Origin of the sequence: Microbacterium sp. T2.11-28 (assembly GCF_950097975.1) — a bacterium.
GTDB lineage: Bacteria > Actinomycetota > Actinomycetes > Actinomycetales > Microbacteriaceae > Microbacterium.
Window position 1 is genome coordinate 12671 of record NZ_CATNHF010000006.1, and the last position, 22759, is coordinate 35429.

At 71.3% G+C, this 22759-nt stretch carries 25 protein-coding genes; 12 read left to right on the forward strand and 13 right to left on the reverse strand.

Going from position 1 to position 22759, the window contains the following annotated elements:
* Positions 1–10: 10 nt before the first annotated feature.
* Positions 11–1174 carry an acyl-CoA dehydrogenase family protein gene (locus tag QQZ13_RS06265; protein WP_284528234.1) on the reverse strand — a complete coding sequence of 388 codons (1164 nt, stop codon included), beginning with the start codon at positions 1172–1174 and terminating at the stop codon, positions 11–13.
* A 106-nt stretch (positions 1175–1280) separates the two neighbouring features.
* On the opposite strand from QQZ13_RS06265, the gene QQZ13_RS06270 reads away from it, so the two are divergent.
* Positions 1281–1877 (forward strand): TetR/AcrR family transcriptional regulator, encoded by a 597-nt coding sequence (locus QQZ13_RS06270; protein ID WP_284528235.1) that lies wholly within the window; start codon positions 1281–1283, stop codon positions 1875–1877.
* Between the two features lie 25 nt (positions 1878–1902).
* On the opposite strand, the gene QQZ13_RS06275 is transcribed toward QQZ13_RS06270, so the two are convergent.
* Genes QQZ13_RS06275 through pdhA form a run of 3 tightly spaced genes read right to left on the reverse strand, consistent with a single transcriptional unit; the run spans position 1903 to position 5467 of the window.
* Positions 1903–3315, reverse strand: coding sequence for a dihydrolipoamide acetyltransferase family protein (locus QQZ13_RS06275; RefSeq protein WP_284528236.1), 1413 nt, complete (start codon positions 3313–3315; stop codon positions 1903–1905).
* Positions 3312–4343, reverse strand: a complete 1032-nt coding sequence (locus QQZ13_RS06280; protein ID WP_284528237.1) for an alpha-ketoacid dehydrogenase subunit beta — start codon at positions 4341–4343, stop codon at positions 3312–3314. The genes QQZ13_RS06275 and QQZ13_RS06280 overlap by 4 nt, the downstream gene beginning before the upstream one ends.
* Positions 4340–5467 (reverse strand): pyruvate dehydrogenase (acetyl-transferring) E1 component subunit alpha, encoded by a 1128-nt coding sequence (gene pdhA, locus QQZ13_RS06285; RefSeq protein WP_284528238.1) that lies wholly within the window; start codon positions 5465–5467, stop codon positions 4340–4342. The genes QQZ13_RS06280 and pdhA overlap by 4 nt, the downstream gene beginning before the upstream one ends.
* A 178-nt stretch (positions 5468–5645) precedes the next feature.
* Here pdhA and QQZ13_RS06290 point away from each other — a divergent pair, with 178 nt between their 5' ends.
* The gene (locus QQZ13_RS06290; protein ID WP_284528239.1) at positions 5646–6119 is read left to right on the forward strand and encodes an Lrp/AsnC family transcriptional regulator; all 474 of its coding nucleotides are present in this window, start codon (positions 5646–5648) and stop codon (positions 6117–6119) included.
* On the opposite strand, the gene QQZ13_RS06295 is transcribed toward QQZ13_RS06290, so the two are convergent.
* Positions 6067–7089 carry a DMT family transporter gene (locus QQZ13_RS06295; protein WP_284528240.1) on the reverse strand — a complete coding sequence of 341 codons (1023 nt, stop codon included), beginning with the start codon at positions 7087–7089 and terminating at the stop codon, positions 6067–6069. The two genes, QQZ13_RS06290 and QQZ13_RS06295, sit on opposite strands and share 53 nt — an antisense overlap.
* A gap of 73 nt (positions 7090–7162) precedes the next feature.
* Here QQZ13_RS06295 and QQZ13_RS06300 point away from each other — a divergent pair, with 73 nt between their 5' ends.
* Positions 7163–7723, forward strand: coding sequence for a CGNR zinc finger domain-containing protein (locus tag QQZ13_RS06300; RefSeq protein WP_284528241.1), 561 nt, complete (start codon positions 7163–7165; stop codon positions 7721–7723).
* Here the strand turns inward: QQZ13_RS06300 and QQZ13_RS06305 are convergent.
* Positions 7683–8582, reverse strand: a complete 900-nt coding sequence (locus tag QQZ13_RS06305; RefSeq protein WP_284528242.1) for an alpha/beta fold hydrolase — start codon at positions 8580–8582, stop codon at positions 7683–7685. The two genes, QQZ13_RS06300 and QQZ13_RS06305, sit on opposite strands and share 41 nt — an antisense overlap.
* 68 nt (positions 8583–8650) lie before the next feature.
* On the opposite strand from QQZ13_RS06305, the gene QQZ13_RS06310 reads away from it, so the two are divergent.
* Complete coding sequence (locus QQZ13_RS06310; protein WP_284528243.1) at positions 8651–9430, forward strand: 3'-5' exonuclease; 780 nt, start codon at positions 8651–8653, stop codon at positions 9428–9430.
* A gap of 3 nt (positions 9431–9433) precedes the next feature.
* On the opposite strand, the gene QQZ13_RS06315 is transcribed toward QQZ13_RS06310, so the two are convergent.
* The 5 genes from QQZ13_RS06315 to glgA all read right to left on the reverse strand — a co-directional run bounded on the left by QQZ13_RS06315 (position 9434) and on the right by glgA (position 14155).
* Positions 9434–10213 (reverse strand): hypothetical protein, encoded by a 780-nt coding sequence (locus QQZ13_RS06315; protein ID WP_284528244.1) that lies wholly within the window; start codon positions 10211–10213, stop codon positions 9434–9436.
* A 36-nt stretch (positions 10214–10249) separates the two neighbouring features.
* The gene (locus tag QQZ13_RS06320) at positions 10250–11575 is read right to left on the reverse strand and encodes an HNH endonuclease signature motif containing protein (protein WP_284528245.1); all 1326 of its coding nucleotides are present in this window, start codon (positions 11573–11575) and stop codon (positions 10250–10252) included.
* Between the two features lie 189 nt (positions 11576–11764).
* On the reverse strand, positions 11765–12022 hold the full coding sequence (locus QQZ13_RS06325; RefSeq protein ID WP_284528246.1) for a type B 50S ribosomal protein L31: 258 nt from the start codon (positions 12020–12022) through the stop codon (positions 11765–11767).
* Between the two features lie 124 nt (positions 12023–12146).
* On the reverse strand, positions 12147–12941 hold the full coding sequence (locus tag QQZ13_RS06330) for an ABC transporter ATP-binding protein (RefSeq protein WP_284528247.1): 795 nt from the start codon (positions 12939–12941) through the stop codon (positions 12147–12149).
* A 26-nt stretch (positions 12942–12967) separates the two neighbouring features.
* Positions 12968–14155 (reverse strand): glycogen synthase, encoded by a 1188-nt coding sequence (gene glgA / locus QQZ13_RS06335; RefSeq protein ID WP_284528248.1) that lies wholly within the window; start codon positions 14153–14155, stop codon positions 12968–12970.
* 47 nt (positions 14156–14202) lie between these two features.
* Here glgA and QQZ13_RS06340 point away from each other — a divergent pair, with 47 nt between their 5' ends.
* A complete protein-coding gene (locus QQZ13_RS06340; protein WP_284528249.1) occupies positions 14203–15447 on the forward strand; it encodes a glucose-1-phosphate adenylyltransferase in 1245 nt (414 codons plus the stop codon).
* 59 nt (positions 15448–15506) lie between these two features.
* Positions 15507–16145 carry a phosphoserine phosphatase SerB gene (gene serB, locus QQZ13_RS06345; protein ID WP_284528250.1) on the forward strand — a complete coding sequence of 213 codons (639 nt, stop codon included), beginning with the start codon at positions 15507–15509 and terminating at the stop codon, positions 16143–16145.
* A gap of 48 nt (positions 16146–16193) precedes the next feature.
* Here serB and fabG read toward each other — a convergent pair whose 3' ends face one another.
* Positions 16194–16904 carry a 3-oxoacyl-ACP reductase FabG gene (gene fabG, locus QQZ13_RS06350; protein ID WP_284528251.1) on the reverse strand — a complete coding sequence of 237 codons (711 nt, stop codon included), beginning with the start codon at positions 16902–16904 and terminating at the stop codon, positions 16194–16196.
* A 115-nt stretch (positions 16905–17019) separates the two neighbouring features.
* On the opposite strand from fabG, the gene QQZ13_RS06355 reads away from it, so the two are divergent.
* The 4 genes from QQZ13_RS06355 to QQZ13_RS06370 are packed head-to-tail and all read left to right on the forward strand — an operon-like array spanning position 17020 to position 19033.
* Positions 17020–17577, forward strand: coding sequence for a DUF4190 domain-containing protein (locus QQZ13_RS06355; RefSeq protein WP_284528252.1), 558 nt, complete (start codon positions 17020–17022; stop codon positions 17575–17577).
* Between the two features lie 52 nt (positions 17578–17629).
* A complete protein-coding gene (locus QQZ13_RS06360) occupies positions 17630–17980 on the forward strand; it encodes a DUF3099 domain-containing protein (protein WP_284528253.1) in 351 nt (116 codons plus the stop codon).
* Entirely contained in the window at positions 17977–18180 is a 204-nt protein-coding gene (locus QQZ13_RS06365) for a hypothetical protein (RefSeq protein WP_284528254.1), read from the forward strand. The genes QQZ13_RS06360 and QQZ13_RS06365 overlap by 4 nt, the downstream gene beginning before the upstream one ends.
* Before the next feature lie 10 nt (positions 18181–18190).
* Positions 18191–19033 (forward strand): SURF1 family protein, encoded by an 843-nt coding sequence (locus tag QQZ13_RS06370; protein ID WP_284528255.1) that lies wholly within the window; start codon positions 18191–18193, stop codon positions 19031–19033.
* On the opposite strand, the gene QQZ13_RS06375 is transcribed toward QQZ13_RS06370, so the two are convergent.
* Positions 19020–20618, reverse strand: a complete 1599-nt coding sequence (locus tag QQZ13_RS06375) for an ABC-F family ATP-binding cassette domain-containing protein (protein WP_284528256.1) — start codon at positions 20616–20618, stop codon at positions 19020–19022. The two genes, QQZ13_RS06370 and QQZ13_RS06375, sit on opposite strands and share 14 nt — an antisense overlap.
* A gap of 251 nt (positions 20619–20869) precedes the next feature.
* Between QQZ13_RS06375 and QQZ13_RS06380 the strand changes: the two genes are divergently transcribed.
* Positions 20870–21502, forward strand: coding sequence for a biotin transporter BioY (locus QQZ13_RS06380; RefSeq protein WP_284528257.1), 633 nt, complete (start codon positions 20870–20872; stop codon positions 21500–21502).
* Between the two features lie 170 nt (positions 21503–21672).
* On the forward strand, positions 21673–22710 hold the full coding sequence (locus QQZ13_RS06385) for an iron-siderophore ABC transporter substrate-binding protein (protein WP_284528258.1): 1038 nt from the start codon (positions 21673–21675) through the stop codon (positions 22708–22710).
* Positions 22711–22759: the final 49 nt, after the last annotated feature.

Sequence of the window (22759 nt, forward strand, 5' to 3'; positions counted from 1 at the left end):
GCTACCCGGATCATGCCACGCCGAGCGCGCGCGCGATCACCAGCAGCTGGACCTCGCTCGTGCCCTCGCCGATCTCGAGGATCTTGGAGTCGCGGTAGTGCCTGCCGACCGGGTACTCGTTCATGAAGCCGTTGCCCCCGAAGATCTGGGTCGCCTCCCGAGCGTTGTCCATCGCGGCGTCGCTGGCGGTGAGCTTCGCGATCGCGGCCTCGGCCTTGAACGGCTGCCCGGCGTCGCGCAGGCGCGCGGCGTGCTGCCAGGCCAGGCGCGACACGTGAACGCGCTGCTGCATCCGCGCGAGAGTGAACTGCACGCTCTGGCGCGACGCGAGCGGCTCGCCGAACACGGTGCGCTGTCGCGCATAGTCGACCGCTGCCTCCAGACACCCCTCGGCGGCCCCGGTCGAGAGGGCCGCGATGGCGATGCGGCCCTCGTCGAGGATGTGGAGGAAGTTGGCGAACCCTCGACCCTGCTCCCCCAGCAGGTTCCCGGCCGGGACCCGGACGCCCGAGAACGAGAGGGGGTGGGTGTCCGAGGCGTGCCAGCCCACCTTGTCGTACGCAGGGCCGACGGTGAAGCCCGGCGTGTCCGACGGGACGATGATCGTCGAGATCTCCTTGCGACCGTCGCGCTCCCCCGTCACGGCCGTGACGGTGACGAACCGCGTCAGGGGTGTTCCCGAGTTCGTGATGAACTGCTTCGCGCCGTCGATCACCCATTCCTCGCCCTCGCGCCTGGCCGTCGTGCGGGTGGCGCCGGCGTCCGAGCCCGCCTCCGGCTCGGTGAGCCCGAACGCGGCGAGGCCCTCGCCGCTGAGCAGCTGCGGGAGCAGCTCGTGCTTCTGCTCCTCGGTGCCGAAGCGGAAGACGGGCATGGCGCCGAGGCTCACCGCGGCCTCGAGCGTGATCGCGATCGACTGGTCGACGCGCGCGAGCGCTTCGATGGCCAGGCACAGGGCGAAGTAGTCGCCTCCCTGCCCGCCGTACTCCTCGGGGAACGGAAGGCCGAACAGGCCCATCTCCCCCATCTGCGCGATCACGTCCCAGGGCAGCGTCTTCGTGCGGTCCGCCTCGTAGGACGTGGGCGCGACGACCTCGTCGGCGAACTGGCGGACGAGCGCGGAGAGCTCGCGCTCCTCCTCGGTCAGATCCAGCCGGGCGGTGCTGAGGGCCATGTCATCTCCATCGACGTCACGATCGCGTCACGGCCGTTGTCCGCACGGAGCGCGACCGGTTAGGTTTCACTAACTGACACCATCAGGTTAGCGAGGAGTAACTGAGATGGCAACGGGTGTGACCGAACGTGATCGCGCCAAGGCCGACCGGCACCGTTCTCTGCTGCATGCTGCGGCGCGACTGTTCGCCGAGCGAGGCTTCGCGGGCGTCAGCCTGGAGGAGCTCGGCGCTGCCGTCGGTGTGAGCGGACCCGCCGTCTACCGGCATTTCGCCAACAAGCAGGCGCTCCTCGCGGAGATCCTCGTGGGCGTGAGCGAGCGACTGCTCGTCGGCGGGCGTGCCGTGACGGACGACGCGGCAGGCCCCGAGCACCGCCTCGCCGCGCTCGTGGACTTCCACGTCGACTTCGCCCTGGCCGAATCCGACGTGATCCGTGTGCAGGACCGCGACCTCGCAAGCCTGACCCCGCTGGACAGGGAGACGGTCCGCGCGCTCCAGCGCGACTACGTGGAGGTCTGGACGGCGGCACTCGCCCCGCGCCATCCGCAGCGCAGCCACGACGAGCTCCGCGTCCGCGCCCATGCCGCGCTCGGCCTGATCAACTCGACGCCGCACACCGTGCGGACCGCGCGCGGGACGACCGACACCGAAGGTCTTCACGGCATCCTGCGGGGCATGGCCCTCGCCGCCCTGTCGGACTAGCGGCGAGGGCCATGCCTTCGGCCGCTCAGCGCAGCAGCATCGCCCGGCCCGGCTCGCGCAGGATGTCGGCGACATCGCGGAGGAAGAGCGATCCCTGCTCGCCGTCCGCGAGTCGGTGGTCGAACGACAGGCTGAGCGTCATGACATCGCGCAGCGCGATCTCGCCCTCGTGCTCCCACGGCTGGCGACGGACCGTGCCGATTCCCAGGATCCCCGCCTCGCCGGGGTTGAGGATCGGCGTTCCCGCATCGACGCCGAAGACGCCGAAGTTCGTGATCGAGAACGTTCCGCCGCTGAGCTGGTCGAGACCCGACCGGCCGTCGCGGGCGACGCGGGCGAGGTCGGCCAGCGCGTCGGAGAGCGCCACGAGATCGAGGGCGTCGGCGTCCTTGATGTTCGGGACCACCAGCCCACGCTCGGTGGCCGCCGCGATGCCGAGGTTGACGTAGCCGAACTGGACGATCTCGCCCGCCTGCTCGTCCCACCGCGAGTTCAGCGCCGGGTGGCGCGACAGTGCGAGGCAGACCGCCTTCGCGACGACGGCCAGCACGCCGATGCGGTGGCCCTCCAGCCTCCTGTCGGCGCGAAGGGCCTCGATCAGCCGCATCGTGGCGGTCACGTCCACGGTCAGGAACGTCGTCACGTGCGGCGCGGTGAAGGCGCTCCGCACCATCGCGGCGGCAGTCGCCTTGCGGACCCCGCGGATGGGGATCCGCGTCTCGCGGGCCGCCGCGGAGGGCGGTGCGGCCGAGGCGACGGGATCCGCCGCCGACGCCGGCGTGGCCGCGTCGGACGCGCCTGGCGCGCCGGGCGCGCCGGCTGCCGCGCGGAGAGCGTGGGCCTCCACGTCGGCGCGGGTGATCACACCGTGCGATCCCGAAGCGGGCACGAGGGCAAGATCGATCCCGAGGTCCTTCGCGAGCTTGCGCACGGGCGGTGTCGAACGCGGCCGCTCCTGTCGCACCTGCTCCGGCTCGCTCGGCACCACCGCGTCGTGCGGGGCGGCGGCCAGCACCGCGGTGTCCGGGCCCGCAGCGGGGCGCCCTCCCCGGGTGCGACGCTGCGGGCGAGCCGATGTCCGAGGCGCAGCCCCGTATCCCACGAGGTTCGGCGTCTGCACGTCGTCATCGGCTCCCGCCGCCGTCGACGGGCCGGCGCCCGCCTCGACGCCGGACCCGGGCGCGCCGGAGTCGTCCGCGCCGGGGACCTCGAAGGAGATGAGCAGCTCGCCGACCGCGACGACGTCGCCCGCGGCGTGGCTCACGTCGCGGACGACGCCGGCGTACGGAGAGGGCAGGTCGACGATGGCCTTGGCCGTCTCCACCTCGGCGATCGTCTGATTCAGCTCGACGGTGTCTCCGGGTGCGACATGCCAGTGGACGATCTCCGCCTCGGGGAGCCCCTCCCCGAGGTCGGGCAGACGGAACTCGGCGATCACGGCGCCACCTCCGGGAAGCTGTTCGGACGGTCGAGCACGCGGTCGACGGCATCGAGGATCCGATCGAGATCCGGCAGGTGGTGCTTCTCGAGCTTCGCCGGCGGATACGGGATGTCGTGCCCGGTGACACGCAGGGGCGGCGCCTCGAGGTGGTGGAAGCACTGCTCGGTGATGCTCGCGATGAGCTCCGCCGCCATCCCCGCCTCGCCGGGCGCCTCATGGGTGATGACCACGCGACCCGTCTTGCGGACGGACGCGGTGACCGTGCGGTAGTCGACCGGCGAGAGCGAGCGCAGGTCGATGACCTCGATCGAGACGCCCTCGTCCTCGGCCGCCGTCGCCGCATCCATCGCGGTGGCGACCTGCGCGCCGTACGTCAGCAGCGTCACGTCCGTCCCCTGTCGCACCACACGGGCGAGTCCCATGGGAGCCGCGTCGGCGATGTGCGCGTCCAGGTCCACGTCGCCCTTGGCGTGGTAGAGACGCTTGGGCTCGAAGAAGACGACGGGATCGTCGCTGGCGATCGCCTGCCGCAGCATCGTGTAGGCGTCCTGCGGATTGGACACCGCGACCACCCGCAGCCCGGCGGTGTGGACGAAGTACGCCTCGGGCGACTCGGAGTGGTGCTCCGCGGCGCCGACTCCGCCGGCCCACGGGATGCGGATGGTGATCGGCATCCGCACCCGGCCGCGCGTGCGGTAGTGGAGCTTCGCGACCTGACACACGATCTGGTCGAAGGCCGGGTAGACGAAGCCGTCGAACTGGATCTCGACCACCGGGCGGAACCCGCGCAGCGCGAGACCCACGGCCGTGCCCACGATCCCGGACTCCGCCAGCGGAGTGTCGATCACGCGCGCCGGCCCGAACTCGTCGAGCAGTCCGTCGGTGATCCGGAAGACGCCGCCGAGCTTGCCGATGTCCTCGCCCATCACGAGCACCCGCTCATCGTCCGCCATGGCGCGCCGGAGGCCCGCTCCGAGCGCCTTGCCCATCGTCAGCGAGGCCTTCCCCGTCGTGATGCTCGTCATCGTGCACCTCCCTCGTCGTCCCCGAAGCCGTCGAGATAGGCCGAGAACCGGCGGCGCTGTTCGTCGAGTCCGCTGTGGGGCTCCGCATAGACGTGATCGAGCACCGACAGGGGCGGCGCCGAGACCGCGTCGATCGCGGCGGAGCGCATCTGCGTCGTGTACGACAGCGCGTCGGCGTCGACGTCCGCGCGGAAGGCGTCGTCGAACGCGCCCTCGGCGCGCAGCAGCGCCTCGAGACGGGCCAGCGGATCCTTCGCCCGCCAGCGGTCGACCTCGTCGTTCGACCGGTACCGCGACGGATCGTCGGAGGTCGTGTGCGGTCCCATGCGGTACGTGACGGCCTCGAGGAAGACCGGTCCCCCGCCGCTGCGGGCGTGGTCGAGGGCCCAGCGCATGGCCGCGGTGCAGGCGATCGCGTCGTTGCCGTCGACGCGCATGCTGGGGATCCCGAATCCGGGTGCGCGTCCGGCGATCGGGTGCGCCGCCTGGACGGTCACCGGCTCGGAGATCGCCCAGTGGTTGTTGGAGCAGACGAAGACGACCGGGGCGGAGAACGAGGCCGCGAACACCATGGCCTCGTTGACGTCGCCCTGGCTGGTCGCACCGTCGCCGAAGTACGCGACGGCCACCTGGTCGGCGCCGTCGCGCTGGATGCCCATGGCGTACCCCACCGCGTGGAGGGTCTGCGCGCCGATGATGATCTGCGGGGGCGCGACGCGGAGCTCGGCCGGGTCGTAGGTCGAAGCCACCTCGCCGCGCCAGGAGAGGACGAGGTCGGCCGGAGCCGCGCCGCGGACGAGCAGCACGCCGTGCTCGCGATAGCTCGGAAACAGGAAGTCGTCCGCGCGGCAGGCTCGAGCGCTCGCGACCTGGATCGCCTCCTGGCCCTGCGCGGGCGCCCACAGGCCGAGCTGGCCCTGCCGCTGCAGTGCGACGCCCTCGGCGTCGACGCGACGGGCGAGCGTCATGTCGCGGTAGAGCCCTCGCAGCGCGTCGAGGTCGAGGTCGTCGGCCCACTCGTCCAGGCGCGGATCGCGGCGCCGCTCGCCTGCCGGCGTGAGCAGCTGCACGGGTTCGTCGAGATCCGAGCGGTGCTCGGCATCGGTTGTCGGGGTGTACGTCATCGTCGTCCCTTCTGCGGGTGGCGGCGCGCTCTTGTGGAGAGCGCCGTCGAAGCACAGTCTCCGGCCTCGTCGCCGGTGACCCGAGGCTACGTCGCTGGCGCACCTAGCTCAAGCAATGGCGAACGCGTTGAGCATGTTGCGCAGTATGACCGCGATCGTCCTGCTATCGTTTCGCACTATGGGTTCTCTCGATCACGTCGATCTCGAGCTGCTCGATGCGCTCGCCGACGATCACCGCGCGACGGTCGTCGCCCTCGCCGAGCGGCTCGGCCTGTCGCGCAACACCGTGCAGGCGCGCATGGCGAAGCTCGAGCGCTCCGGCGTGTTCGGGTCCTTCGAGCGCGCGATGGCGCCCGAGGCGCTCGGCTATCCGATCGAGGCGATGATCAGCATCGTCGTGCGGCAGGCGGACCTCCCGCGCATCACGGAGGAGCTGGCCCGGATCCCCGAAGTCCTGCAGGCGCACGGGCTGAGCGGCCAGGTCGACCTGCTGGCGCGCGTCGCCGCGCGCGATACGCAGCACCTGTTCGGCATCGACGCCCGCATCCTGTCGATCGACGGCGTCGAGCGCACGGAGACCTCGCTCGTCATGGGCGAGGTCATCGGGTACCGGGTGCGCCCCCTCCTGGAAGCGGCTCGACGGGAGCAGTGACCTCCGGCGGGGCGTCGGCGTCGAGGCGGACGAGCACCACCCCGGCGAGGATCAGCCCCCCGCCGAGGAACTGGATCGGCGCCGGCGTCTCGGCCAGCAGCAGCCAGGCGAACATGAGCGCGAAGAGGACCTCGGACAGACCCACGAAGGACGCCAGCCGGGATCCGGTGCGCGGCACCGCCATGACGCCGAGCGCGTAGCCGACCGTGGTCCCTACGGCTCCGACCCACAGCAGCGGAAGCCAGCCCGGGACCTCGACACCGCGGAATGCGACCGTGATGTCGGGGGCCGAGAAGGGCAGGACGCCGATCGCCGCGAGCACGGCGGTGAACACCGCGCCGACGAGCAGGCCGCCCGAGGCGAGGGCGAGGGGCGGAAGGTCGTCGCCGGTGCGCTCCGACATGACGAAGTACACGCAGACGCACAGCGCGGCGCCCAGCGCCAGCAGTGTGCCGAGAAGATCGAACCGCGCCCCCGAGATGTCCACGACGAGCACGAGCCCCGCGATCGCGACGGCCGAGCCGACCACCACGAGACGCGAGGGCGCGCGGCGGGTGCGCAGCCAGACGAAGGCCACCAGGAACACCGGGGCGAGGTACTGGATGAGCAGGGCGACGGCGACGGGCATCCGCTGCATCGCGGAGAAGAAGAGCAGCTGACACCCCGCGACCGGGATGAGGCCGAAGGCCAGGAGCGCGAGGCCGTGGCGGCGCAGGAAGCCGCGTTCGCGCAGCACCGCGCGCACCAGCGCAGGCGACAGGACGAGGGCGGCGAGACCCATGCGCACGATGAGAGCCGCCGACAGCGACCAGCCCGCCTCCAGCAACGGCTTGACGAGCGGTCCGCTGGACGAGAAGGCGAGTGCGGACACGACGGCCATGGTGACGCCCGCGGTGCGGCGGCGCGCGGCTCCGGGCTCGGCGGTCCGGCTGGGGATCGCCACGACGGCGAGCGGAGCGGTCTGGGTCACGGGAATCCTGCCTGTCATGAGTGACCGTTGTTTACACTGGTGACAGTAGCGCTCACCTTCGTCAGGAGTCAACATGGTCTTCATTCGTGACACGGAACTGTCGCTGCGTGCCGCCGTCGCGCTCGTGAACACCCTCCCCGACACGGATTCGGAGGGTGTCGACCGCCTCACCTCGCAGGACGACATGGCGGCCTACCTCACGGAGTTCCCGTTCACCGGCGCGATGATGCGCGACGAGAAGGAGCTCACCGCGGTGCGCGGCATTCGCGGTCCGCTGCGCGCGCTCTGGGACGTCGACCGCGACGGCGCCGTCCCCCTCGTCAACGCGATGCTCCGCGACGGGCGCGCGATGCCGCAGCTCGTGATCCACGACGCGTACGACTGGCACATTCACGCGACGGAGGAGACGGCGCCTCTGGCGACGCGCATCCTCGTGGAGGCGGCGATGGCGTTCGTCGAGGTGATCCGTGCCGACCAGTGGGATCGCGTGCGCATCTGCGACGCGGACGACTGCCGTTCCGTGTACGTGGATTACTCGAAGAACGGCTCGAAGCGCTACTGCGACACCGGCAACTGCGGCAACCGCATGAATGTCAACGCGTACCGGCGTCGGAGGGCGCGAGAAAGCGCGTGACCGCCGATGCCGCCTGCTGCGGCGTCTCGTAGTGGATCAGGTGTCCGACTCCGGCGATCTCGACCAGCTCGGCCTGCGGGAACAGCTCGCGCAGGTGACGCTGCGCGGCGATCGGCGTGATGTCGTCGCGGTCGGCGGCGATCAGCAGCGTGGGCTGGTCGATCGCCGGAGCGTAGCGGCGCACGTCGTGGGAGACCGAGGCCACGAACGCGTCGCGGAGCACGTCGCGATCGGCGAACCCGGAGAAGTAGTCGTCGTGCTGCCCGTGGATGAAGGCGCGCAGCCGGCGATCCCGGGTCTTGGCCATGGAGACGCTCATGACGCGCACGATCAGGCGGCTGCGCAGCACGGCCTCACCGAGGACGCGCGGAAGCTTCGCTCCGGCCCAGTAGTAGAGGACCGCCAGGCGGGTGAGGATGCCGCGCGGCCCCTCGAGCGCCGGCGCACCGATCGGGTTGACGAGGATCAGCCGCTCGGTGGGGAGTCCGCCGGCGACGGCAGCCGCCGAGACGATCGACCCGAAGGAGTGGCCGAGCACGATCGCCTCCGGAGCCGCGGCCGCCGCGAACTCCCGGAGCCAATCGGCGTAGGTCTGGAGGGTGTGCGTGCGTCCCGGCAGGGGCGCGGTCTCGCCGAACCCGGGAAGGTCCGGGGAGATGACCCGGATGCCGTCGAGGAAGGCGACGACCGGCTCGAGGCCGTGGTGGTCGCCGCGGAAGCCGTGCACGGCGAGGATAGTGGTCGCGGCGTCCGCGGGCCCGTAGACCCAGTAGGCCGTGCGCCCGCCGAGGACCTCCACCTCGTGGCGCTCGACGGGGATCCGCCCGAGGCGATCGGCATAGGGGTTCTGAACGGCCACCCGTCGAGTCTACGAGCCGAGCGTGGCGCTGCCACGCGATGTCGGCGCGTCCCCCTAGCGTCGTTGGCATGGACGCGTGGTACCCCGAGCCGCTCCCCCTGTGGGATGACGACGACTTCGGGCTGAGCACGCGAGCGGCGACGCCCGCCGCGGCGCCGGCTCTTCCGGCATGGGCGCGGTCGGTGGGCGTGTTCGACCTGGAGACGACCGGCGTCGATGTGCGGGCAGACCGCGTCGTCACCGCGCACGTCGGCGTCCTCGACCACACCGGCACGCTCGTCCGCGCCCGGACGTGGCTGGCGGACCCCGGCGTCGAGATCCCCGCGGGAGCGACGGCCGTCCACGGGATCACCACGGCCCACGCCCGCGCGCACGGCCGCCCTGCCCGCGAGGTGGTCGCCGAGGTCGTCGCCGAGCTGCGCGCCCTGTTCGATGCCGGGATCCCCGTCGTCGCCTACAACGCGCCGTACGACTTCTCCCTCCTCAAGCACGATGCGCTCCGGCACGGCGTCGCTCCGATCGCCGACCCGTCGCCGGTGATCGATCCGCTCGTGCTCGACAAGGCGATGGATCGCTACCGCAAGGGCAAGCGCACCCTGGAGGTGGTCGCTGCGCACTACCAGGTGGTCCTCGAGGGGGCGCATGACGCCTCCGCCGATGCGATCGCCGCGGGTCGCGTCGCGCAGGCGCTGGCGGGACGATTCCGCCTTCCGGAGGCCGTTGAGGAGCTCCACACCCAGCAGATCGGCTGGGCGCGGTCGCAGGCGGAGAGCCTCACCGAGTACTTCATCCGCGTCGGCCGTCTCGATCCCGCCGACGCGCTCGACGGCAGCTGGCCGATCCGCTGAGCATCAGCGGTCGCGCAGCAGGATGAACTGCCCGGTGTAGGGATTGCCGGCGAAGACGACGCGCGTCGACGGCACATCCGTGACGTCGATCAGACCTTCGGCGCCGGGGACGTCGCTCTCGACATGGAAGAACTCCACCTCTTCCCGGATGCCCTGCGCGCGTGCGGCGTCGCTGTCCGCGCAGATCGGCACGGCACCACCTGCGTCGAGGACGACCACGACACAGGTGGTGCCGTCAGCGGTCCCCCACCACAGGGAGAGGTCCTCGACCGCGCCCCAGAAGGTGACATCGTCGTCCCACTCCTGGAACTCCGTGACCTGCGCGCGCTGCTGTTCGCGGAGCTCGACGTCGACATCGTCCGCCATCGCGAGCGCCGTCGGCGTCACCGCGGCAGGTGCCTCGCCGAACGCGGACGCCGCCAGGAAGCCTCCGACCGCGGCCACCGGGATGAGCGCGGCGGCCACTACGAAGAGGAGCTTCGCCGTCCCGGACACTGCAGCGCCAGACTCCGGCGCCATGAGCGGTGCCGCCTGAACGGAGTCGGGTCCCGCGTGGCTCGTGTGCGCCTCGTCGACGGGAACCGGTGGCGCCACCGATGTCGCGGCGGCCCCGCCGGGGGAGGCGACGGACTCCACCCGACGTGGTCCCCCGAGGGCCGAGGACCGGCTGCGCTCCTCCAGCGCGCGCAGCCGCCCCGCCTCGGCATCGCTCAGTCCCTCGGCTCCGGAGCCGTAGGCACGCTCACGCAGCGCGGCGAGCTCGTCCTTGTCGACGTCGTCCATGCCGACAGCCTGACACGAGGCCGCGGGCCCCCGCGATCAGAACGGCGGTGGTGGTGCGGGATCGGAGTCCACGGCGAAGACCAGGGTGCGTGCCGGTTGGTCGGGGTACTCGCGGCCGGTCGGGCTGGTCCAGTGGAGCACTCCGTCGGGTGTCTGTCTCACCCGCCACGCGGAGTGATGCTTCAGGGTGTGGTGCCGTCGGCAGAGATGCGCGAGGTTCGTCAGCTCGGTGGGTCCGTCGTGTTCCCGCGCGGTGGTGTGGTCGATGTCGCACCGGCTCGTCGACATCCGGCAGCCCGGGAACCGACAGTGCTCGTCACGCACCCGCAACGTCCGCTTCAGCTGATCCGACGGCCGGTACCGGTCGACCGCCAGCACGCTCCCGGTGACCGGATGGGTGAGCACCCGATCCCACCCCGACGCGGTGCCCGCCAGCCGCAGCGCGGTCGCGGTGTCGATCGGGGCGCGCCCCACGATCTCGGCCGGGGTACTGTCGTCGCCGAGCACCGCCATCACCGGCACCGTGACCTGCACGTGCGCGACGATCGCCTCCCCCGCAGGCCAGGACGCGTTCGAGATCTCCGGGGTCGCATGCCCGGTCAGCAGCAGGTCCGCGAACGCGTCCGCCCGCACCTCACCGATGCGACGGCAGTCCGTGACCGCGGGCTCGGGTACTAGCGTGTCACCCCCGACATCCGTGTCGATCACGGTGCGCGCGTCGATGTCGGCGCGAGCGATCCGGTCGAGCCGGTCGCGGATCCCGTGGGCCAGGTGCGCCGGCAGGGTGGCGATCAGCTCCGCCATCCCGTCCTCCAGGTCCCGCACCCACACGTCACGCGCCGAGGCCGCCTCCGCGTGCCGGACCGCCAACGGCACCGGATGCAGTCGCGCCGCCAGCATGCGCACCGCCGGCCGCAACCGCCCCGGTGTCTCCCGCCGGGCCACCTCGACCGCCGCCGCCTCGAACTCGGCCCGCACCTCGTCGTCTACGATCGGCGCACCTGCCTCCATGATCTCCCGCATGTGTCCGGCGGAGATGTCCCCCGCCCCCAGCGCCGCGAACGTGCCGGGAAACCCGCTGACGAGCAGCGCGGCGTCCGACATCCGCCGTTGCACCGTGCGATCTGTCACCTGCAACGCGACACCGATCTGCGCCGCCAACGACCGCAACGGGATGTCCCGCGCGGTCGACGGCCCAGCCCCGCCCACCTGCGCCTGCGCCAGATCCACCGCGGCTGCCAGCAACGCCGCCTCCTCTGCATGGAGTTCCGCACGACGGCGGCGCGTGTCGGCGAGCGCGCACAGCAGCGACTCCACCTGGTCGGCGTGGCCGTCGGGAGCGATCGTCGCTGCGTGCGTCATACCCCCAGTCTTCCCTCGACCTCCGACATCCGCGCCAAAAATGTCCCGGTCAGCGCGAATTCCTGTGGACAACTCGCCGCACCGCCGGTTGGGGAGGAGATCCTGCTCGAACCCACACGACCCGAACCGCCGGAAAGACGCCGGGAAAGACGAAGGCCCCGCCGGAGCGGGGCCTTCGAGGTGGTCTGCTTACTTGCTGGAGCCACCGAAGTTCTTGAAGCGCTGGTTGAACTTCTCGACGCGGCCGGCCGAGTCCATGATGCGCTGCTTGCCCGTGTAGAACGGGTGCGACGCCGACGAGATCTCGACGTCGATGACGGGGTACGTGACACCGTCGAGCTCGATCGTCTTGTCGCTGGTGACCGTCGAACGGGTCAGGAAGGTGTCGCCGGAGCCCAGGTCGCGGAACACGACGGCCTGGTAGTCGGGGTGGATGTCAGTCTTCATTGGGTTCCTCACAAGTGCCCTGGATTCTGCCAGGGGCGGGTGGAAGTCTGCGGTGCGAGCGCACCAAACGACGATTCTATCATCCTCCCGGCCGTGCCGTTGCCGCGCGGCGGGGGGGTGCGTGTCAGTAGGCGCCGACCGCGGCGCGCGCGGCGTACCGGCCGTCGACCTCGGTGAGCACGATCTCGGCGCCGAAGGTCGCGGTCAGGTTCTCGGAGGTCAGGACCTCGGCGACGGGCCCCGCCGCCACCGCCTGACCGTCGCGCAGCAGGAGCACGTGGGTGAAGCCGACCGGGATCTCCTCGACGTGATGGGTCACCATGACCATCGCCGGCGTCGAGGGAGCCTGCGCGTAGCCGCTCAGCAGAGCGAGCAGCTCCTCTCGCGCACCCAGGTCGAGACTCGCGGTGGGCTCGTCCAGCAGCAGGATCTCGGGATCGGTCATCACGGCCCGGGCGATCTGCACGCGCTTCTGCTCGCCGTCCGACAACGTGCCGAACGTGCGCTCGGCGAGATGATCGAGGCGCCAGTTGGCGAGCACGCGCCGGGCACGCCGCTCGTCGATCGCCTCGTACGACTCGTTCCAGCGGCCGAGGACCGAGAACGCGGCGGTGAGGACGACGTCGAGGACGGTCTCCTCCGGGGGCACGCGCTTGGCCATCGCGGAGGACGCGAAGCCGATGCGGGGGCGCAGCTCGAAGACGTCGGTGCGCCCCAGCTGCTCGTCGAGGATGGTCACCGCGCCCGATGTCGGGTGGATCAGGGTGGACGCCAGCTGGAGGATCGTCGTCTTGCCGGCTCCGTTCGGGCCGAGGATCACCCAGCGCTGGTCGTCGCTGACACTCCAGTCGAGATGATCGATGATGTTGCGGGCGTTGCGGCGGACGACGACGTCAGCGAACTCCAGGACCAGCGGCATGCCCCCAGCCTAACGGCAGGCGGGACTCAGTTCCCGGTCACCTCGCGGTACAGCGCGGTCGTGGCATCCGCGATGGCCTGCCAGCTGAACTCCTCCGCCGCGCGGCGGCGTCCGGCCTCGCCGTAGGCGCGCGCCCGCTCGGGGTCGGACACGACCTCCGTGAGCACCGCCGCCAGGTCCGCGACGAACGTGTCGGGGTCGGTCGGCGTCCCCGTGCCGTCCTGGACCTGATCGATCGGCACGATCCGCCCCGTGACGCCGTCCACGACCACCTCGGGGATCCCTCCGGTGCCGGTGCCGACCACGGCGGCGCCGCATGCCATCGCCTCGAGGTTGACGATGCCGAGCGGCTCGTACACCGAGGGGCAGACGAACGTCGTCGCCGAGGTCAGGATCGCGCAGAGCTGGTCGCGCTGCAGGAACTCGTCGATCCACACCACGCCCGCCCGGTCCTTCTGGAGGTCGCGGACGAGCCCCTCGACCTCGGCGAGGATCTGCGGCGTGTCGGGCGCACCCGCGCACAGCACGATCTGCACGTCCTCGGGGAGCATCGCCGCGGCGCGCAGGAAGTAGGGCAGTCCCTTCTGACGGGTGATCCGGCCGACGAACACCACGGACGGCCGCGCCGGATCGATGCCGTAGCGCGCGAGGAGGTCGGGATCCTCCACGGGCCGCCAGGCCTCGACGTCGATGCCGTTGTAGATCACCTTCACGCGCTCGGGATCGAGCGACGGGTAGCTGCGGAGGATGTCCTGCCGCATCCCCTCGCTGACGGCGACGATGGCCGCGGCCCCCTCGTATGCCGTCTTCTCGATGTAGGAGGAGACAGCGTATCCCCCGCCGAGCTGCTCGGCCTTCCAGGGGCGCAGGGGCTCCAGCGAGTGGGCCGTGACGACGTGCGGGATGCCGTGGAGCAGGGAGGCAAGGTGCCCGGCGAAGTTCGCGTACCAGGTGTGGCTGTGGACCACGTCCGCCCCGGCGACGTCGCCCACTATCTCCAGGTCGGTGCCCAGCGTCTGGACCGCGGCGTTGGCCGTCGAGAGCTCGGCGGGGACCCCGTAGGCGGTCGTCCCGGCCTCCTCGCGCGGCGCGCCGAACGCGCGCACCTGGACGTCCATGCGCTCGCGCAGCGCCTTGACCAGCTCGGTCACGTGGACCCCGGCTCCGCCGTAGATCTCCGGCGGATACTCCTTCGTGACGATATCGACGCGCATGTGTCGAACGCTAGTACAGACGCGAAGACCGGGCATAGTGTGGAGCCATGCCTGCAGCGCCGAAGGTCTTTGGAATCATCCTCGCCGGTGGCGAGGGAAAGCGGCTCATGCCCCTCACCGTCGACAGAGCCAAGCCTGCTGTGCCCTTCGCGGGCCAGTACCGGCTCATCGATTTCGCGATCTCGAATCTCATCAACTCGGGGTTGCGTCAGATCGTCGTGCTCACGCAGTACAAGTCGCACAGCCTGGACCGGCACGTCTCGCAGACGTGGCGCATGTCCGCTCTGCTGAGCTCCTACGTCACCTCGGTGCCCGCGCAGCAGCGGCTCGGCAAGCGCTGGTTCTCGGGCTCGGCCGACGCCATCCTGCAGTCGCTCAACCTCATCCACGATGAGAAGCCGGACATCGTCATGGTCATCGGCGCCGACCACGTGTACCGGATGGACTTCGAGCAGATGCTCCAGGCCCACATCGAGTCGGGGGCCAAGGCGACCGTCGCCGGCATCCGGCAGCCGATCGGGCTAGCCAACCAGTTCGGCGTCATCGACGTCGACCCCACGGACAACGTCACGATCCGGGACTTCCTCGAGAAGCCGCAGAGCCCCACGGGCCTCTCGGACAACCCCGGCGAGGTGCTGGCGTCGATGGGCAACTACATCTTCGACGCGCAGGCGCTCATCGAGGCCGTCGAGGCCGACGGCGAGCTGCCGACGTCGAACCACGACATGGGCGGCGACATCATCCCCTACTTCGTGGGCCGCGGCGAGGCCGCCGTCTACGACTTCAAGCGCAACGACGTGCCCGGATCCACCGGCCGCGACCGCGACTACTGGCGCGACGTGGGAACGATCGACTCGTTCTTCGACGCCCACATGGACCTCATCTCGACGCTGCCGATCTTCAACCTGTATAACACGGACTGGCCGATCCACTCGCAGTCGCTGAACTCGCCGCCGGCGAAGTTCGTGCGCGACGGGGTGGGCCGCATCGGCAACGCGATCGACTCGATCGTGTCGCTCGGCTCGGTGCTCTCGGGCACGCACCTGGAGCGCAGCGTCGTAGGCCCGTGGACCCTGTCGGGCGGCGGTTCGACGATCACCGACTCCGTGCTGTTCGACCACGTGAACGTCGGCCCCGGGGCCCGGGTGCACCGCGCGATCCTCGACAAGAACGTGATCCTCGACGCCGGCGCGACCGTCGGCGTCGATCGCGAACGCGATCTCGCCCGCGGCTACACGGTCACCGACAGCGGGATCACCGTCGTCGGCAAGAACGTGCACGTCACGGCCTGACCAGGACGGCGCGTCCCGCACCGGACGGCGTGCCCGGTCGGGGTCGATAGATTGGGAGCGTGCCTGACGCCCGCTTCCTCGTCGTGTTCGACGCCGACTCCACGCTGATCCGCAACGAGGTCATCGAGCTCATCGCCGACGAGGCGGGGCGCGGTGCCGAGGTGGCGGCCGCGACGGAGGCGGCGATGCGCGGAGAGGTGGACTTCGCCACGAGCCTCCGTTCTCGCGTCCAGGCGCTGCGCGGCGTCCCCGTCACGGCGTTCTCGCGGGTCCTCGCGCGGATCGAGCCGACACCGGGCGTGCGCGAGCTGATCGAGGCGATCCACGCGCGCGGGGGCATCGCCGCCGTCGTCTCCGGAGGGTTCCACGAGATCCTCGACACCGTCGCCCCGGAGCTCGGCGCCGACGTCTGGCGGGCGAACCGGCTGGCGGTGGCGGACGGGAGCCTCACGGGCGTCGTGGACGGCCCGATCGTCGACGCCGCCGGCAAGGCGGCCGCCCTGCGGGAGTGGGCGACGGCGTACGGCGTGCCCGACGGGCGGACGATCGCCATCGGCGACGGCGCCAACGACCTGCACATGATGGCCGATGCGGCGCTGGGACTCGCGTTCAACGCCAAGCCCGCGGTCCGGGCGCGGGCAGACCTCGTCATCGGGCGCGTGGACCTCCGGGACGTGATCCCGCTCCTGCCGACGTGATCGGATCCGCGGCCGATGCCATCGGGCGCGGGACCGGCGCGTCGCGCGTCAGTGACCCATCCCGAGACCGCCGTCGACGGGGATGACCGCTCCCGAGATGTAGGCCGCGTCGTCGGATGCCAGCCACGCCACGACACCCGCGACCTCGTCCGCCGTCGCGAAGCGGCCGGCGGGGATGTTGCGCTTGTACTCGGCCTGGGTGTCCTCGGGCAGCTCGGCCGTCATGTCGGTCTCGATGAAGCCGGGCGCCACGACGTTCGCGGTGATGCCGCGTCCGCCGAGCTCGCGGGTGAGCGAGCGCGCGAAGCCGACGAGCGCGCTCTTGGACGACGAGTAATTGATCTGGCCCGCCGAGCCGTACAGGCCGACGACGCTCGAGATGAGGATGACGCGTCCCCACTTGGCGCGCAGCAATCCCTTGGCCGCGCGCTTGACGACGCGGAACGTGCCCCCGAGGTTGGTCGCCACCACCGAGTCGAAGTCGTCCTCGGTCATGCGCAGCAGCAGGGTGTCCTTGGTGATGCCCGCATTGGCCACGACGACCTCGACGGGACCGAGCTCCTTCTCGACCTGAGCGAACGCCGCGTCGACCTGCGCGGCGTCGGTCACGTCCGCGCGCACGGTGAGCGTGCCCTCCGGCCCCTCCCCGGAGCGGGCCGTCACGGCGACGCGATAGCCGGCAGCGACGAAGCGCTCCGCGATGGCGCGGCCGATGCCGCGGTTCCCGCCGGTGACGAGGACGACTCGATCGGTGGACATGACAGCTCCCGGGGTCGGTGATGGATCGGGCCCCAGCCTAGTCGGCCGCCCTCCCCGCCCGGACTCGACCGCGCGGCGCAGACCGATAGCCTGGAGCCGACCCCGAGGAGGACACGTGAGCGATCCCACCCAGTCCGACGACCCGACCGCCGGCGCCGCACCCACCCCGCCGCCGGCGACCCCTCCCGCCGCGTCCCCGCTGCCGCCGTACGCGGCGCCCCAGCCCCCGGCGGCTCATCCCGGTGCGGCGGCGCCCGGTTATCAGGCCCCGGGATATCCCGCCCCGGCCTACCCGCCGCCCGCGTACGGCGCCGGCGCTCAGCCGCCCGCCACGGGATATCCGGCCGGCGCGTATGCGCCGCCCGCGGGCTACGCCGCACCGTACGGCTACGCCGGACCGCGCACGAACCCCCTGGCGATCACGTCGATGGTCTCGTCGATCGTCGGCTTCGCCCTGGCGTGGACGTGGGTGCTCGCGCTCGGCGTGATCGTCGGCGTCATCACCGGTCACATCGCCCTGAGCCAGATCGCCCGGACCCACGAGAAGGGCCGCGGCATGGCGCTCGCCGGCGTCATCGTGGGGTGGGTCGGCATCGGCATCGGGCTGCTCATCGCCGTGGTGATCGGCCTGTTCATCACGACCAGCCCCTCGAGCTTCGCGCTGGGCGCCTGAACGGCCTCGGAGCGGCGTAGCCTGGGAGGACCGTGAACACCTCGGACCTGCCATGAAGCACCGCGCACCGCAGTCGGCCACGTCGTTGCGCCGCGCGCCGCACGACGACGCCCACGCCCGCATGACGAAGTACTTCATCATGATGAGCGTCCGCGTGGTGTGCTTCGTGCTGATGGTGGTCATCACGCCCTACGGGTGGCACACCGGGGTCTTCGCCGTCGGGGCGGTGCTGCTGCCGTATCTGGCGGTCGTGGTCGCCAACGTGAGCTCGGACGGCGATGAGCCAGACGCGGTGGCCCCCGAGCGCGAGCTGACGGCCGGCCCGGCGACGCCGCCGGCGGACCCCGCGCCGACGGTGATCCGGATCACCGAGTCCGACCCGAAGCCGCCGGCCGCCTCGTGAACGAGCGCATCTGCTCCCGCGCCGGATGCCGCGCGGAAGCCCTGTGGCAGGTCGTCTGGCGCAACCCGCGCATCCACGCGAGCGATCGCCGCAAGGTGTGGGCGGCCTGCGACGAGCACGTCGGCTACCTCCGCGACTATCTCGCCGCACGCGACTTCCCCGTGCAGGTCGTCGCCTTCGATGCGGAGCCGACGTCGTGAGGCGCGCGCCATGAGGGCGGGCGCGCGCTGGGCGGGCTACATCGGCTTCGCCGTCGTCTTCGCGATCGCGTGCGGCTTCCTCGCGAACTGGCAGTTCACGCGCAGCGCCGAGCGCGACGAGCAGCTGGAGCTCATCGCGACCAACTACGACGCCGACCCGGTCCCCCTCGACGAGCTCGTCCCGCAGGGCGCGTCGTTCGACCCTGCCGACGAGTGGCATCCGGTCACCCTGACCGGCGAGTACCTCTCCGACCAGCAGCTGCTCGCACGGAATCGTCCCCACGGCGGCACGAGCGCATTCGAGGTGCTGGTCCCGTTCCGCCTGACCGACGGCCGCGTGATCATCGTCGACCGGGGCTGGGTCCCGCCGGGCGAGAGCAGCCCGGAGCCCGACGAGGTGCCGCTGCCGCCCGAGGGCGAGGCGACCGTCGTCGTGCGCCTGAAGCCGGGAGAGCCGCTCCCCCGCTCGGGACGCTCGGCGCCCGACGGCCAGGTGCCCACCATCCATCTGCCGCTGATCGCCGACACGATCGCCTCGGGCGCGGCCGCGCTCACCGACGTCTACGGCCTGATGGTGAGCGAGGACCCCAGCCCGGCGACGGCCCCGCAGGCGCTCGCGTCGCCGTCGGCGGACCCCGGCCCCCACCTCTCCTACGCGATTCAGTGGATCCTGTTCGCCGTCATGGGGTTCGTGTTCATCTGGTACATGATCCGCACGGAGCGGCGCCACCGGCGCGAGGATGCCGCCGAGGCGGACGGCGTCGTCGCCGCGCCCCGCGACAGGCGTCGCCGCGACCGCGACATGGAGGAGGAGGACGCCCTCCTCGACGCCGGAGCGATCAGGCGAGGGTGATCAGGTCGATGTAGTCCCGACCCCAGATGTCCTCGACGCCGTCGGGCAGGATGAGCACCCGCTCCGGGTTCAGCGCCTGCACGGCGCCCTCGTCGTGGGACACGAGGACGACGGCGCCCTCGTAGTGGGCCAGCGCGCCGAGGATCTCCTCGCGCGACGCCGGGTCGAGGTTGTTCGTGGGTTCGTCCAGCAGCAGCATGTTCGCGCTCGAGACGACGAGGGTGGCCAGCGACAGCCTCGTCTTCTCGCCGCCCGAGAGGACCCCGGCGGGCTTGAGGACGTCGTCGCCGGTGAACAGGAACGACCCGAGGACCTTGCGCGCCTCGGTGGCGTTGATGTCGGGTGCCGCGGACATCATGTTCTCGAGCACGGAGCGGTCCACGTCGAGGTTCTCGTGCTCCTGCGCGTAGTAGCCGATCTTCAGGCCGTGACCGGGCTCGATCGTACCGGTGTCGGCGGCGTCCACGCCCGCGAGGATCCGCAGGAGCGTCGTCTTGCCCGCACCGTTCAGCCCGAGCACGACCACCTTCGAACCCCGGTCGATCGCCAGATCGACGTCGGTGAAGATCTCCAGCGAGCCGTACGACTTCGAGAGGTTCTTCGCCATGAGCGGCGTCTTGCCGCAGGGCGCGGGCTTGGGGAAGCGGAGCTTGGCGACGCGGTCGTCTTGGCGCGCCTCTTCGAGCCCCGAGAGCATCTTCTCGGCCCGCGCGACCATCTGGTGGGCCGCGGCGGCCTTGGACGCCTTGGCGCCGAACCGGGCCGCCTGCTGCTGGAGCGCCGTCGCCTTCTTCTCGACGTTGGCGCGCTCCTTCTTGCGGCGCTCCTCGTCGGCCACCCGCTGACGCAGGTAGTTCTTCCAGTTCATGTTGTAGACGTCGATGACCTGGCGCATGGCGTCGAGGTAGAACACCCGGTTCACCGTCTCGCCCACGAGCTCGACATCGTGGCTGATCACGATCAGCCCGCCCTTGTAGTTCTTGAGGAACTCGCGCAGCCAGACGACGCTGTCCGCGTCGAGGTGGTTGGTGGGCTCATCGAGGATCATCGTCTGCGCGTCCGAGAAGAGGATGCGGGCGAGCTCGATCCGGCGGCGCTGACCGCCGGAGAGCGTCTTCAGCGGCTGATCGAGGATCCGGTCCGGGAGCGACAGGTTGTGGGCGATGGAGGCCGCCTCGGCCTCGGCGGCATAGCCGCCCAGCGACTCGAACCTCTCGGTGAGGTTGCCGTAGCGGCGCATGGCCTTCGCCGCGACGTCGGGATCGTCCGAGCCCATGAGCTCACCGGCCTCGTGCATGCCCAGGAGCAGGGAGCCGAGGCCGCGCGCGTCGAGGATGCGCGTGCGGGCGAGCATCTCGGGGTCGCCCGAGCGCGGGTCCTGCGGCAGGTACCCGAGTTCCCCGGAGCGCTCCACCTTGCCGTCGGCGGGGAGCAGGTCGCCCGCCAGCACCTTCGTCAGCGTGGTCTTCCCGGCGCCGTTGCGACCGACGAGGCCGATCTTGTCGCCGTCCGACACGCGGAACGACACCTCCGACATGAGCGTGCGCGCGCCCACGCGGATCTCGAGGTCGTGCACGGCGAGCACAGCGGACGTCCGTTCGGTCGAAGGTGGAGAGAGGAGGCCGACTGGCCAGCCTCCGAGTCTACCCGGCCCGGCGGCGTAGGGCGGGCGCCCGTCGGCCGCCGAACCGCCCGACGAGGGTGCCAGGGTCGCGACGGACCCTGGCGGACGCATTGTCGGACGGAGTACACAAACACCGGTCGCGCCGCCCATAGGATGAGTCGCGACGCCGGCCCTCGCCGGATCCGACGCCCACGGAGTCCCAAGGAGACCTCATGTCCCTCACTGCATCCGCCCGCCGCCCGGTCCTCAGCGACCTGATCTCCCGACCGGACGACCGTGTCCGTGCCTTCGCCCTCGATGCCGCGCTCGTGCTGACGGGCGTCGCGGTGGTGGCGCTCCTCGCGAAGGTGTCCTTCTTCATCGGACCCGTGCCGATCACCGGGCAGACGCTCGGCGTGATCGTCGTCGGCGCGGCGCTCGGCGCGCGCCGCGGCGCCGCCTCGCTCACCGCCTACCTACTCGCCGGTCTCGCCGGCGCCCCCGTCTTCGCCGGCGCGACGGCCGGCCCGGCCTACGTGCTGGCACCGTCGTTCGGCTTCGTCGTCGGGTTCATCCCCGCCGCGTTCGTCGCCGGCTGGTTCGCCGAGCGCGCGTGGGACCGCAAGCCCTGGCTGGCCTTCGTCGGCTTCGTGGCCGCCTCCGTCATCCCGTTCCTCATCGGCGTGCCGTACATGGCGCTGATCCTCGCCACCGTGCTCGGACAGACCGTGACCGTCGACGGCGTCCTGGCCGCCGGCGTCTGGCCCTTCATCGTCCCCGGCCTCATCAAGGCGGGATTCGCCGCTCTGCTGGTGCCCGGCGCCTGGCTGGCCGTCCGCGCCGTCGACCGCAGCGCGCGCCGCTGAAACGCCGCTCGACGCGACGCCACGACGGCCCCGGGACACGCTCCCGGGGCCGTCGTGCGTGCGGTGAGGCCGGCGGCGCAGACCTTCAGCCCGCCTGCAGCGGATTGGCGCGGGACCGGCCGGGTAAGTAAAGTAAGCCTGTCCTTACCTGATCCCTCTTGGAGGAACCTGTGCCTCGTTTCCGCACGGCCACGCTCGCGATCGGCGCGACCGCTCTGCTGCTCACCGGCTGCGCCACCACCAGCGCCCCGACCGACACCCCGGCCGCGTCCGACGCCGCCGCCGGAGCCACCGACAGCTTCCCGGTGACGATCGAGCACGCGCTCGGCGAGACGACGATCGACGAGGCGCCCGAGCGGGTCGCGGCGATCGCGTGGAGCAACCAGGACGTGGCCCTCGCGCTCGGGGTCGTGCCCGTCGGCATGGACACCCAGGTCTGGAACTGGACCGGCGACGCCGACCTGGGCGTCTACGAGTGGACCCAGGACGCGATCGACGAGCTGGGCGGCCCCCAGCCGGTGATCTTCTCCTCCGTGGACGGCGTCGACTTCGAGGCGATCGCCGACACCGACCCCGACGTCATCCTCGCCGCGCAGTCCGGCCTCACCGACGAGGACTACGCGACACTCAGCGAGATCGCCCCCGTCGTGGCCTACCCCGACGTCGCCTGGTTCACGCCGTGGCGCGAGACGATCACGATGAATGCGAAGGCGCTCGGCCGCTCGGCCCAGGGCGAGCAGCTCATCGCCGACATCGAGCAGCAGATCGCCGACGCCACCGCCGGCTCGGACTTCGCCGGCAAGACCGCCGCGTTCTTCTACGCCAGCGCCGCCGACGTGTCGACGATGTCGATCTACACCGGCGGCGACTCGCGCACCGCGCTCCTGCAGGACCTCGGGTTCGACCTCCCGCAGGTCGCGATCGACGCTGCCGCCGGCGGCTCGTTCTACCAGGACTTCAGCGCGGAGAACGCCGACCAGCTCGCCGACGTCGACGTCATCGTCAGCTACGGCGACGAGACCCTGCTCCCCGCGCTGCAGGCCGACCCGCTGTGGAACACGATCCCCGCGGTCAAGAACGGCGCCGTCGTCACGGTGGGAAGCGGTGACGCCCTGAGCGCCGCGGTCAGCCCGACGGCGCTGTCCCTCCCCTGGGTGCTCGACGACTACGTCGCACTGCTGGAGGATGCGGCAGCGAAGGTCCAGTGACCACCTCCCTCAGCGACGCGGGCCCCGCGTCCCCCCGACCCGTTGGGGC